Source organism: Amycolatopsis sp. NPDC026612, assembly GCF_040638285.1.
In the GTDB taxonomy this organism is placed as follows: domain Bacteria; phylum Actinomycetota; class Actinomycetes; order Mycobacteriales; family Pseudonocardiaceae; genus Amycolatopsis.
In genome coordinates this window covers 292412-304804 of record NZ_JBEZYB010000002.1, presented here as the reverse complement: position 1 = coordinate 304804, position 12393 = coordinate 292412, and the positions used below count along the sequence as shown (strand labels likewise).

Below are 12393 nucleotides of genomic sequence, written 5' to 3'. Positions count from 1 at the left end.
TAACGACCGCTAACTTCGAGGGAGCCCATGGACACGCCGGCACTGGGGACTACGGCTGCCCCGGACAGCGAGGCCTACGCCCGCAACGCGACGTCGCACGCGGAACTGGCCGAAGACCTCCGCAAACGGTTGGGGAGCGCCCGGCTCGGCGGCCCCGAGAAGGCGCGCACCCGGCACGTCGAGCGCGGCAAGCTGCTGCCGCGCGACCGCGTCGACACGCTGCTCGACCCGGGTTCGCCGTTCCTCGAGCTCTCGCCGCTGGCGGCGAACGGCCTCTACGACGACGAAGCGCCGTCCGCGGGCATCATCACCGGCGTCGGGCGGGTCTCGGGCCGGGAATGCGTGGTCGTCGCCAACGACGCCACCGTCAAGGGCGGCACGTACTACCCGATGACGGTGAAGAAGCACCTGCGCGCCCAGGAGGTCGCGCTGCACAACAACCTGCCGTGCGTCTACCTGGTGGACTCCGGCGGCGCGTTCCTGCCGAGGCAGGACGAGGTCTTCCCGGATCGTGAACACTTCGGCCGGATCTTCTACAACCAGGCGACCATGTCCGCGCGAGGCATCCCGCAGGTCGCCGCGGTGCTCGGCTCGTGCACCGCCGGCGGCGCGTACGTCCCGGCGATGAGCGACGAGGCCGTGATCGTCCGCAACCAGGGCACGATCTTCCTCGGCGGCCCGCCGCTGGTGAAGGCGGCGACCGGCGAGGTCGTCACGGCGGAGGAGCTCGGCGGCGGTGACGTCCACGCGCGCCAGTCTGGCGTCACGGACCACCTGGCCGACGACGACGCGCACGCGCTGCGGATCGTTCGCTCGATCGTGTCGACTTTGGGGCCGCGCGCGCCGCGGCCGTGGGACGTCCTCCCGACCGAAGCGCCCGCCGTCGACCCGGCCGAGCTGTACGGCGTCGTGCCGACCGACCCGCGCGTGCCCTACGACGTCCGCGAGGTGATCGCCCGGATCGTCGACGGCAGCCGCTTCGGCGAGTTCAAGAAGGAGTACGGCGCCACCCTGGTCACCGGGTTCGCCCGGATCCACGGCCACCCGGTCGGCATCATCGCGAACAACGGCGTGCTCTTCGCCGAGTCGGCGATGAAGGGCGCGCACTTCATCGAGCTGTGCGACAAGCGCTCGATCCCGCTGCTGTTCCTGCAGAACATCACCGGCTTCATGGTCGGGCGCGCGTACGAGGCGGGCGGCATCGCCAAGCACGGCGCGAAGATGGTCACCGCGGTGGCGTGCGCACGGGTGCCGAAGCTGACCGTCGTGATCGGCGGCTCGTTCGGCGCGGGCAACTACTCGATGTGCGGCCGGGCCTACTCGCCGCGGTTCCTCTGGATGTGGCCGAACGCGCGGATCTCCGTGATGGGCGGCGAGCAGGCGGCGTCGGTGCTCTCGACGGTCCGGCGCGACTCGATCGAGGCGCGCGGCGGCGAATGGTCCACAGAGGACGAAGCGGCGTTCAAGGACCCGATCCGGGAGCAGTACGAGGCGCAGGGCAGCCCGTACTACTCCACCGCGCGGCTGTGGGACGACGGCGTCATCGACCCGGCGGACACCCGCACGGTGCTCGGCCTCGCCCTCTCGGCCGCGGCGAACGCACCGCTGGCCGAAGTCAACTACGGCGTCTTCCGGATGTGAGGGGCATGTTCGACTCAGTTTTGGTCGCGAACCGGGGCGAGATCGCGGTCCGGGTCATCCGCACCCTGCGGGCCCTCGGCATCCGTGCGGTCGCCGTGTACAGCGACGCCGACGCCGAGGCCCGGCACGTCCGGGAGGCGCACACCGCCGTGCGCATCGGCCCGGCGGAGGCATCTCGCAGTTATCTTTCGATCCCGGCCATGGTGGACGCCGCCGTGTCGTCCGGGGCGCAGGCCGTGCACCCGGGGTACGGCTTCCTGGCGGAGAACGCCGAGTTCGCGCGGGCCTGCGAGGCCGCCGGGCTCGTGTTCATCGGGCCGCCGGCCGCGGCGATCGACGCCATGGGCGACAAGATCCGCGCCAAGGCGACGGTGTCGAAGGCCGGGGTCCCGGTCGTGCCCGGCGCGTCCGATGTGGACATTCCCGACGGTGGCTTCGGCGCGGCTGCCGTGAAGGTCGGCTATCCGCTGCTGCTCAAGCCGTCCGCCGGCGGGGGTGGCAAGGGCATGCGGCTGGTGCGCGCTCCCGGCGAGCTGGACGCCGCGATCGAGTCGGCGCGCCGCGAGGCCAAGGGCTCGTTCGGTGACGACACGCTGCTGATGGAGCGGTTCGTGACGACCCCGCGGCACATCGAGATCCAGGTGCTGGCCGACACGCACGGGAACGTCATCCACCTCGGCGAGCGCGAGTGCAGCCTGCAGCGACGGCACCAGAAGATCATCGAGGAAGCGCCGTCGGTGCTGCTCGATCCCGCGACTCGCGAAAAGATGGGTTCGGCGGCGGTCGAGGCCGCGCGCTCGGTGGGGTACGTCGGCGCGGGCACCGTCGAGTTCATCATGTCGGCCCACGACCCGGACGAGTTCTTCTTCATGGAGATGAACACCCGGCTGCAGGTCGAGCACCCGGTCACCGAGCTGGTCACCGGCCTCGACCTGGTCGAGTGGCAGGTCCGGGTGGCCGCGGGCGAACGGCTTTCCGTGGCGCAGCAGGACGTTTCCCTGAACGGCCACGCCGTCGAAGCGCGGGTCTACGCCGAAGACCCGGCGCGCGGCTTCATCCCTACCGGCGGCACGGTGCTGGCCGTGCACGAGCCGTCCGGCGACGGCGTCCGCGTCGACTCGTGGATGACGCCCGGGGCGGTGGTCGGCTCGAACTACGACCCGATGCTGGCCAAGGTCATCGCCTGGGGGCCGGACCGCGCGGCCGCGCTGCACCGGCTCGACCGGGCGCTGGCCGATACGGCGGTGCTCGGCATCGGCACGAACACCGCGTTCCTGCGCGGGCTGCTGGCCGACGCCGATGTCCGCGCCGGCCGGCTCGACACCGAGCTGGTCGACCGACGGTTGTCTGCGTTGGTCAGTTCCGACGTGCCCGCCGAGTTCTTCGTGGCGGCCGCCCTGGACCGGTTCCTGGAACTGCAGCCGTCCGGGCCCGTGGTGGATCCCTGGGACGTGCCGGACGGCTGGCGGATGGGTGGCTCCGGCGGGGTCACGTTCCGGCTGAAGTCCGGCGGCGCTCGGGCCGTGGTCCGCGTGCAGGGCACCCCCGCTGCCGCGACGGTGTTCGTCGACGGCGCCGAGCCGGTCCAGGTGTCGGCCCGCCGCGACGGCGACGTGCTCGAGATCCGGCACACCGGCGGCTTCCACCGCTACCGGCAGGCGTGCGGCCAGGGCCGCACGGTCTGGCTGGCGCGCGACGGCTTCAGCTTTCCCTTCGGGGAGCAGGAGTTCGTGCTTGCTTCGCGCGGCGAGGCCGCCGGCGCGGGCCCGGTCACCAGCCCGATGCCGGGCACGGTGCTCGTGGTGAAGGTTGCCGCGGGTGACGTGGTGAAGGCCGGGACGCCGTTGCTGGTGGTCGAAGCGATGAAGATGGAGCACACGGTCACCGCGCCGATCGACGGCGTGGTCGGCGAACTCCCCGTCCGGGCCGGCCAACAGGTCGCGCTGGACGAAACCCTTGCCGTAATCCGGCCCCACGAGGAGCAGCAGTGATCGACTTCCGCCTGGACGAGGAGTACGAGTCCCTCCGCAAGACCGTCGAGGACTTCGCGCACGCCGAGGTCGCGCCCGTGATCGGCGAACTGTACGAGAAGGAAGAGTTCCCGTACGCCATCGTCGCGAAGATGGGCGAGATGGGCCTGTTCGGCCTGCCGTTCCCGGAAGAGTTCGGCGGCATGGGCGGCGACTACTTCGCGCTCTGCCTGGCGCTGGAGGAGCTGGCCCGGGTCGACTCGTCGGTGGCGATCACGCTGGAGGCCGGGGTTTCCCTCGGCGCGATGCCGATCTTCCGCTTCGGGACGCAGGAGCAGAAGGAGAAGTGGCTGCCGTCGCTGTGCGAGGGCACGGCGCTGGGTGGGTTCGGCCTGACGGAGCCGGGCGGCGGCTCGGACGCGGGGGCGACGCGCACGCGTGCCTCCCAGGACGGCGACGAGTGGGTCATCAACGGCAGCAAGGCGTTCATCACGAACTCGGGCACGGACATCACCCGGCTGGTGACGGTGACGGCCGTGACGGACGTGATGGAGAACGGCCGCAAGGAGATCTCGGCGATCATCGTCCCGTCCGGCACGCCGGGGTTCGTGGTGGCGCCGAAGTACTCCAAAGTCGGCTGGAACTGCTCGGACACGCACGAGCTGTCCTTTTCGGACGTCCGGGTTCCGGTCGAGAACCTGGTCGGCGTGCGCGGCCGCGGGTACGCGCAGTTCTTGTCCATTCTGGACGAAGGCCGCGTCGCGATCGCCGCGTTGTCGGTGGGGCTCGCGCAGGGCTGCGTCGACGAGTGCCTGAAGTACGTGAAGGACCGCGTCGCGTTCGGCAAGCGGATCGGCGAGTACCAGGCGATCCAGTTCAAGATCGCCGACATGGAGGTCCGCACGCACACCGCGCGCCTGGCGTACTACCAGGCGGCGTCGAAGATGCTGCGCGGCGAGCCGTTCAAGAAGGAGGCGTCGATCGCCAAGCTGGTGGCGTCGAACGCGGCGATGGACAACGCCCGCGACGCGACGCAGATCTTCGGCGGCTACGGGTTCATGAACGAGTTCCCGGTGAGCCGCTTCTACCGCGACGCCAAGATCCTGGAAATCGGCGAGGGGACGAGCGAGGTCCAGAAGATGCTGATCTCCCGGCACCTCGGCGTCATCTGACTAGGGTTGCTGCTGCTTCTGGTCCTCCTCGGCCCAGGCGGCTTCCGCCTGCATCTGGATGTCGGTGAGACCTCGGTCGACCTGCACGATGTCCTTGCCGCCCCAGCCGACGAAGTTCTTCGAGCTCTTGGCGTCGGAGAGGGCCTTCAGCATCGGGTAGTAGTCCGGGTGCTTGGCCTTCAGCCAGTCGTCGACGAACTTCATCTTCTGGTAGCTGTCCCCGAACTTGGTCTTCAGCCAGTCCTCGTGCTTCTTGATCATCGGGAAGTCGTGCTCGCTGAGGTGCGACTGCGGCGACGGCGGCTTGGGCGCGGGCGGCGGGTCCACCGGCTTCGGCAGCGGGCGCGAAAAGTTGGGTGTGGTGCCGTCACCCGGGGGCCGCGTGCTCGGCGTGGCGCCCCCGGTGCCGGGGCCGTTGTGGGTGACCGCGGTACCCGGTGGCGGCGGCAGTGGCCGGGAGAAGTTCGGGACGGTGTTCCCGCTCGGGCGCGGTACGTTCGTCAGCTCGTGACCCGCGTTCGAGGCGCCGGGCTTCGGCTTGACCAGCTTCGACAGCTGGGTGAGCCGCGCCATCGTGCGCCCGGCGTAGGCGACGACCTTGGCGAGCTTGGCCGCCATCGCCGCCACCTGGATCGAGACCTGCACGACGATCTTGCTCACGCCGACGGCGATCGACGCGCCGAAGGTGAACGCGGCCATCGCCAGGGCGATCAGCATCGTGGAGATGATGTCGCCGAGGATCGTCGTGATGATGTCGCGCAGCAGCGCGCGGACCGCGGCGATCAGCGCCCCGGTGGTCTCGACCATGTAGCCGGCGACGTCGGACGCCTTCGCGTTCGCGTCGATCCAGCCCTTCCGGTCGTCGATCGACTTCTTGAAGCTGTCGTAGCCCTTGCCCTGCCACTGGGTGATCGTCGACTTGAGCGTGTCGTCGAGCTGGGTGCCGGTGTTGCGCAGCGCCTCGCCGATCTTGTGCAGCTCGTTGGCGACCTTCGTGACCTCGGACGGGTTGCCCGCGACCTGGTCCAGCGGCCACTTCAGGAACGAGACGTGCTCGATCAGCCAGCCCAGGCCCGCGGCGATCAGCTTCGAGAGCGGGTCCATCACGAACGCGACGGTGTCGAGCGTGGCGCTGATGAGGTTGATGCCCAGTTCGACGCTGACGGCCGCGAGGTCGCCGCCGTGCTCGGTCTGGACCTTGCCGATGGAGTCGCCCACCTGCTTCCAGCTGTCGAAGACGCCGGCCCCGGTGGTGGAGTTCGATGCCGTGATGGGAACGGTCACTTGCCCAGCTCCGTCTCGAAAGTGCGCAAACCCTGTGCGGTGTTGGAGTCGTGTGTCGCGTACGTGTCGGCGGCCTTCTTCACGTCGGCGGCGGACTTGCCGACGTCGCCGGCGAGCTTGGTGATCTCGCCGGTGATCACGGCCATGGTGATCCGCGAGGGCACGGCGAGGGCCTGGGCGAGCAGGATGCCGAACGCGGCGTTGTCGAACCCGTTGGCGGCCTGCATCCGGTTCGCGGCGTCCTGCACCGCCGGTTGCGTGGTGCCCGACAGGAACTGGCTGAACTTCTGCAGCTCGGCCGGGTCGACCGAGAAACCTTCTCCGGAAACCACGGTTCTCCTCCGTACTACCAGGGGTTGGTCTCGCCGTCGTCGTCTTCCGGCGCGGGCCGGGGACGACGGCGGGGCGGCCCGTGCTGCGGTGGCGGCGGGTTCGGCGGCGGGCGGTGGGAGGGCGGAGCCGGGCGGCCCTCGGCCTCCTGCTCCGGCAGGAACACGTCGCGCTTGTCCGGCGGCGGTCCCTCGTCCGGTTCGGGGGCCGGCAGGAACTCGTCCAGCAGCTCTCGGGCCGCCGAGCTCTCGCCCACCATGCCGCTGAACGCGTCGGCGACCTCGGCCGAGACTTTCTGCTGCGCCCGGCCGATCAGCTGGAGCACCAGGCCGGCCAGCGCTTGCGGGGGACGCTCGTACGCGCGGGGGCCGAACCGGAGGTCCTGCAGCACCCCGCTCGGGCCGACGGTCACCGAGACCGCGCCGTCCGGCGACCGCACGGTGGCGACCGCGGACCGGAGCTTTTCTTGCGCCGCCGCAGCCTTTGCCCGGATTTCTTCGAGTTCGACCGTGAACGCGGCCAACGGATCGCCGCCGGAAGGCATTGACTGGGTCAATTCGTCCTCGTCGCGAGAGAAGTCGTGAACGAGCGAAGTCAATCAGCGCTCGTTGAACTCCGGATGACGCCGACGGAGCCACCGGCTGAACGTGGCTCCCACTGGACAGCGATAACTATACCGGTATAGTTATCGGCATGGTCGAGATCAAAACGGAGTCCGAGCTGGCGATGATGCGCGAAGCCGGGCGAGTGGTGGCCCAGATGTTGGACGCCGTCAAGGAGGCCGCCGCCATCGGCGTCTCCCTGCGCGAGCTGGACGAAGTCGCCGCTCAGGTGATCGGCGAGGCCGGCGCCAAGCCGTCGTTCCTGCACTACCAGCCCCGGTCCGCGCCGACGCCCTACCCCAACGTCCTCTGCGCCAGCGTCAACGACGTCGTCGTGCACGGGATCCCGACGGCGTACCGCCTCCAGGACGGCGACCTGCTCAGCATCGACTGCGGCGCCATCCTCGACGGCTGGAACGGTGACGCCGCGATCAGCTTCGTCGTCGGCAACGCCGACCCGGCCGACCTCGCGCTGATCGAGGCGACCGAGCGGGCGCTGGCCGCGGGGATCGCCGCGGCCCAGCCGGGTGCGAAGCTCGGTGACATCTCGGCCGCGATCGGTGCCGCCGGACGCGCGCAGGGGCACGGCATGCTCGACGACCACGGCGGCCACGGCATCGGCCGGGCGATGCACGAAGACCCGCACCTGCCGAACGAAGGTCGCGCGGGGCGCGGAATGCGGCTCAAGCCGGGCCTCGCGCTGGCGATCGAGCCGATGCTCACCCGGGGCGGCGACGCCTACCGCTACGCCGACGACGACTGGTCGCTCCTGACCGTCGACGGCAGCCGGGCCGCGCACGTCGAGCACACCATCGCCATCACCGAAGACGGCCCGCGCGTGCTCACTGTGCGGTAGACAGGGGGAATGGACAACACCGTCATCCGGTCGGGTGATTCTGGGGACGCTGACACGCTGCTGCGCTTCTTCGACGAAGCCGTCGAATGGCTCATCGCCCGCGGCAGCTCGAAGCAGTGGGGAACCGAGCCGTGGAGCCGCGTCCCGAAGCGCATCGACGCGGTCAAGGGTATGGCCGCGGACCCGGGGCTGCGCATCGCGGTGGTCGACGGCGAGCCCGCCGGCGCGCTGATCGTCTCGGAGGACCACGACCAGCACGTGCCGGCGGTCGACGAGCGCGAGCTGTACATCCGGCTGCTGATCACGTCGCGGCGGTTCGCCGGCCGGCGCGTCGGTGGGCGCCTCGTCGAGTACGCCCTCGACGAGGCGCGGCGGCGCGGCATCGACCTCGTGCGCGTCGACTGCTGGGCCGGCGGCGACGGCGAGCTGCAGCGCTACTACGAGGGTCAAGGCTTCAAACCGACGGTCCGCTTCGACGTCGGCGAGTGGGCCGGGCAGGTGCTGGAGCAGCGCGTGGGGTAGCGGGACGCGGCGGCACGGGCGAAACTGTTGACGCGGTGCCAACAGACGAAGGAGTCGCCATGGCCGAGGAGCTCGCGGGCAAGGTCGTCGTCATCACCGGGGGTGGCCGGGGGATCGGCGCGGCGACCGCGTCGGCGCTGTCCCGCCGGCGCGCGAAGGTGGTGATCGGCGACCTCGACCTGGTCCAGGCCGAAAAGACCGCCGGTGAACTCGGCGCCGAGGCGCTGCCGCTGGACGTCACGGACGTCCGCGCGTTCACGGTCTTCCTCGACGAGGTCGAGCGCCGCCACGGCCGGATCGACGTGCTGATCAACAACGCCGGCATCATGCCGCTCGGCGAACTCGAGGCGGAGAGCGACGCGACGACCCGGCGTCAGCTGGAGATCAACCTGCACGCCGTCATCCACGGCACGCGCGAGGCGGTGCGGCGGATGCGGCCGCGGCGCAGCGGGCACATCGTCAACGTCGCCTCGTTCGCGGGCAAGGCCGGTTTCCCCGGCGCGGCGACCTACTGCGCCACCAAGCACGCCGTCGTCGGGCTGTCCGAGGCGGTGCACCTGGAGCTGCACGGCAGCGGCGTCCACGTCTCGTGCGTCATGCCGGGCATCGTGCGGACGGAGCTCGCGAGCGGCCTCGGCGAAGCGAAGATGTTCAGGTCCGTGCGGCCGGAAGATGTGGCCGACGCCATCGTATCCGCACTGCGCAAGCCTCGTTTCGACGTTTTCGTGCCCCGGTCGCTGGGCACTATGGGCAAGCTCACGCGGCTGCTGCCGCGGCGGGCGGGCGAGGCGCTCGCGCGGGCGTTGAAGGCGGATCGGCTTTTGGCTTCAGCGGCCCATTCCCCGGCCCGCGCGGCGTACGAAGCGCGGGCCGCGGAGAGCGCTCCCGGGGCGGCCCCGGAGTAACTCGGACGGCCTAGCGACTGTCCGAATTGGACGTGCTTGCCAGGTGCTTGCGGGTGTGGTGCTGTTGAGTCCGGTTGCCCGGCCCGGCAAGATTGCCTGCAGAATCCGCGTCCAGGAGGCACGAGAAATGGCTTCACCACCCGCACGGCTGGCCGCCGCGGCGTCGAACGTGGTCGGCAAGGTGCTGCACGGCGGCGTCGCCGACCTGCGCCCGATGCCGCGGGTGCTGATCGACCAGGGCCCCAACCGCTCGCTGTACCGGATGACGCACCGCGGCGGGACGGTGTCCGGGCCGCCCATCCTGCTGGTGCCGCCGCTGGCCGCGCCGGCGATCTGCTTCGACCTGCGCCGCGGCTGCAGCCTCATCGAGCACCTGGTGGAGGACGGCCGCAACACCTACCTCGTCGACTACGGCACGGTCGCGTTCTCCGACCGGCGCCTCGGCATCGAGCACTGGATCGACGAGGTGCTGCCGCGCGCGATCCGCAAGGTGAGCGCGGACGCCGGCGGGCAGCCGGTGCACCTCGTGTCGTGGTCGCTCGGCGGGATCTTCTCGCTGCTGGTGAACGCCGACCGGCCGGACCTCCCGATCGCGTCGATCACCGCGATCGGCTCACCGGTGGACTTCACGGCCATCCCGATCGTGGCGCCGTTCCGCCCGCTGGTCGACCTGACGAACGGCCACCTGCTGACCCCGATCTACCGCGTCTTCGGCGGTGCACCGTCCTATTTGGTCAGCCGCGTGTTCCGCGCGACGGGCATCAGCAAGGAGATCACCAAGCCGCTGGCGATCCTGTCCCACCTCGACGACCGTGACTACCTGGCGCAGATCGAGGCGGTCGACCACTTCATGAGCAACATGTACGCCTACCCGGGCCGCACGTTCGGCCAGCTGTACCACCGGCTGTTCCGCACGAACGACCTGGCGGAGGGCAAGGTGGACCTGAACGGCCGCATCATTTCGCTGTCGGCGGTGCGCGTGCCGACGTTGGTGGTGGCGGGCGAGAACGACACGATCGCCCCGAGGCCGTCGGTGGAGCGGGTGGTGGAGCTGCTGGAGAAGGCCCCGGAGGTCCGCTTCAAGACGGCTCCTGGCGGGCACCTGGGCGTCCTCACCGGCCGCAAGGCCCGCGGCACGACGTGGCGTTACCTGGACGAGTTCCTGGACGACCAGCTCCCTTGAGCGCACCGCGTTGTCACGGAAGGCCGACCAGGCAGCTGAAGATGTCGTTGACCTTCGTCGTGTTGTCCGGGTAATCCGCGTAGGTGCTGGAGAAGTCGGCGTACTCGGTGTGCGCGCGGACGGTCAGCATCGGCCCCAGGCACGGGACGTAGTACCGCTCGTGGAGCTGGAACGTCCGATTGGTGTTGTTGATCACCGAGCTCGCCGAGTTGTCCACGCTGCCCCCGTTGTCCCAGCGCGCCAGGGACAGCCGCAGGGTCGTTCCATCGTCGACGTAGCGTCCGCCGGAGAAGTTGCTGTTGCGGAACAGGCACACGCGGTCGACCGGGCAGGCGTTGTTGTCTGCGGACGCCGGCGGCGCCATCGTCGCCAGCGCTGCCGTGGCGAGCACGGGTACCGCCGCCGCGGTGAATGCGCGCCGGATCGTCCTGGAACGGTTCTTCATCGACATGAACGGCTCCTGCTTCTTCGAAAGGACGGCTCGGGGAAAGCATAAAGAGAGCCGCGGAAGAGGACAGCGATCATTCGGGTGGATCTGCGGTGGCCGGATGACGGTATTTATCCCGTGGTGCACTATCGGCCGATATTGTTCGAGTGCTACTGATGAAAGTTTCTTGTGAGTCGGCAATTTTGCCGGAACAACCCGCCGACGCGAAAGCCGCCCGGTCGCTGAGCCCCGAGAAGGGCGAGTGGCCGGGCGGCTTTCTGTTGCGTCACAACTACTTCAGCTCGGCCGAGGACTTCCCGAGGATCCGCCTCGCGACGATGAGCTGCTGAATCTGCTGCGTCCCCTCGAAGATGTCCAGAATCTTCGCGTCCCGTGCCCACTTTTCGAGCAGCGACTCCTCGCTGTAAGCCCCGGTCAGCTCGACGCACTTGAGCGCGATCTCCACCACCGACCGGCCCGCCTTGGCCTTCGCCATCGACGCCTGCAGTGAGTTCGGCCGGCGGTTGTCGGCCATCCACGCCGATTCCAGCGTCAGCAGGTAGGCCGATTCGTAGTCCGCTTCCAGGCGGAGGAACTCCGCCGCGGCCGCGTGCTGGCTGTTCGCCGGGCGGTCGTAGTCGATCGTGATCCCGGCTTCCGTGAGGATGCGACGCGTCTCTTCGAGAGCCGCGCGGGCCACGCCGATCGCCATCGCCGCCACCAGCGGCCGGGTGTTGTCGAACGTCTGCATGACGCCCGCGAAACCCTTTTTCGTGTCGATCTCCGGCGTGCCCAGCAGGTTTTCGCGAGGCACGCGGCAGTTCTCGAAGCGCAGCACCGCCGTGTCGGACGCGCGGATGCCGAGCTTGTGCTCGGTGCGCACCACCTCGAAGCCCGGCGTGCCCTTCTCGACCACGAACGACTTGATCGCCGCGCGGCCTTTCGACTTGTCCAGCGTCGCCCAGACGACCACCGCGTCCGCGCGCTCGCCCGACGTCACGAAGATCTTCTCGCCGTTGAGGACGTAGTGGTCGCCGTCGAGGCGGGCGGTCGTGCTGACCGCCGCCGAGTCCGAGCCGAAGCCCGGCTCGGTGATCGCCATCGCCGCCCACATGCCGGAAAAGCGTTCCAGCTGCTCGTCCGTGGCCACCGAGCTGATCGCCGCGTTGCCCAGGCCCTGCCGCGGCATCGACAGCAGCAGGCCGACGTCGCCCCAGCACATCTCGATCGTGCCGAGGACCACGTTCAGGTTGGCGCCGTTGCGGTTGCCCTTTTCGTTCTTGTCGGAACCGGACCGCCGCACGCCCGCCGCACCCGCGCCGCCTTCGCCGGAGGAGTTGAGGCCGTCGAGCAGGGCCGCGAACATGTCCAGCTCGGCCGGGTAGGTGTGCTCCGCGCGGTCGTACTTGCGCGAGATCGGCCGGAACACCTCGGCCGCGGCCTGGTACGCCTGGTTGATCAGCGCGCCGGCCTTCTTGGGGACTTCCAGGTTGATCATGAC

Annotated in this window: 12 protein-coding genes; 7 read left to right on the top strand and 5 right to left on the bottom strand. The window is 69.7% G+C overall.

Translation table 11 applies throughout. The features are described from left to right. Positions 1-27 precede the first annotated feature (27 nt). From AB0F15_RS03785 to AB0F15_RS03775, 3 genes are read left to right on the top strand one after another with little or no spacing between them, the layout of a single operon-like run. Positions 28-1641 carry a carboxyl transferase domain-containing protein gene (locus AB0F15_RS03785; RefSeq protein ID WP_360264642.1) on the top strand — a complete coding sequence of 538 codons (1614 nt, stop codon included), beginning with the start codon at positions 28-30 and terminating at the stop codon, positions 1639-1641. A gap of 5 nt (positions 1642-1646) precedes the next feature. After that, positions 1647-3632, top strand: a complete 1986-nt coding sequence (locus tag AB0F15_RS03780; protein WP_360264640.1) for a biotin carboxylase N-terminal domain-containing protein — start codon at positions 1647-1649, stop codon at positions 3630-3632. Then, complete coding sequence (locus AB0F15_RS03775; protein ID WP_360264637.1) at positions 3629-4783, top strand: acyl-CoA dehydrogenase family protein; 1155 nt, start codon at positions 3629-3631, stop codon at positions 4781-4783. Before AB0F15_RS03780 ends, AB0F15_RS03775 begins: the two co-directional genes overlap by 4 nt. Here AB0F15_RS03775 and AB0F15_RS03770 read toward each other — a convergent pair whose 3' ends face one another. Genes AB0F15_RS03770 through AB0F15_RS03760 form a run of 3 tightly spaced genes read right to left on the bottom strand, consistent with a single transcriptional unit; the run spans position 4784 to position 6953 of the window. After that, the gene (locus AB0F15_RS03770) at positions 4784-6067 is read right to left on the bottom strand and encodes a hypothetical protein (RefSeq protein WP_360264635.1); all 1284 of its coding nucleotides are present in this window, start codon (positions 6065-6067) and stop codon (positions 4784-4786) included. Further along, positions 6064-6399, bottom strand: a complete 336-nt coding sequence (locus AB0F15_RS03765) for a hypothetical protein (RefSeq protein WP_360264632.1) — start codon at positions 6397-6399, stop codon at positions 6064-6066. The genes AB0F15_RS03770 and AB0F15_RS03765 overlap by 4 nt, the downstream gene beginning before the upstream one ends. A 14-nt stretch (positions 6400-6413) precedes the next feature. Further along, positions 6414-6953 (bottom strand): YbaB/EbfC family nucleoid-associated protein, encoded by a 540-nt coding sequence (locus tag AB0F15_RS03760; protein ID WP_360264629.1) that lies wholly within the window; start codon positions 6951-6953, stop codon positions 6414-6416. Between the two features lie 137 nt (positions 6954-7090). On the opposite strand from AB0F15_RS03760, the gene map reads away from it, so the two are divergent. The 4 genes from map to AB0F15_RS03740 all read left to right on the top strand — a co-directional run bounded on the left by map (position 7091) and on the right by AB0F15_RS03740 (position 10465). Next, positions 7091-7855: a type I methionyl aminopeptidase gene (map, locus tag AB0F15_RS03755; RefSeq protein WP_360264627.1), complete on the top strand. Its 765-nt coding sequence runs from the start codon at positions 7091-7093 to the stop codon at positions 7853-7855. 9 nt (positions 7856-7864) lie between these two features. Continuing rightward, entirely contained in the window at positions 7865-8377 is a 513-nt protein-coding gene (locus tag AB0F15_RS03750; protein ID WP_360264624.1) for a GNAT family N-acetyltransferase, read from the top strand. A gap of 59 nt (positions 8378-8436) precedes the next feature. After that, positions 8437-9282: an SDR family oxidoreductase gene (locus AB0F15_RS03745; RefSeq protein WP_360264621.1), complete on the top strand. Its 846-nt coding sequence runs from the start codon at positions 8437-8439 to the stop codon at positions 9280-9282. Between the two features lie 127 nt (positions 9283-9409). Further along, a complete protein-coding gene (locus tag AB0F15_RS03740) occupies positions 9410-10465 on the top strand; it encodes an alpha/beta fold hydrolase (protein ID WP_360264618.1) in 1056 nt (351 codons plus the stop codon). Positions 10466-10478: 13 nt separating this feature from the next. Here the strand turns inward: AB0F15_RS03740 and AB0F15_RS03735 are convergent, their stop codons facing one another. Both AB0F15_RS03735 and AB0F15_RS03730 read right to left on the bottom strand, forming a co-directional pair. After that, on the bottom strand, positions 10479-10916 hold the full coding sequence (locus AB0F15_RS03735; protein ID WP_360264615.1) for a peptidase inhibitor family I36 protein: 438 nt from the start codon (positions 10914-10916) through the stop codon (positions 10479-10481). Positions 10917-11184: 268 nt separating this feature from the next. Further along, positions 11185-12390 carry an acyl-CoA dehydrogenase family protein gene (locus tag AB0F15_RS03730; protein WP_360264612.1) on the bottom strand — a complete coding sequence of 402 codons (1206 nt, stop codon included), beginning with the start codon at positions 12388-12390 and terminating at the stop codon, positions 11185-11187. Positions 12391-12393: the final 3 nt, after the last annotated feature.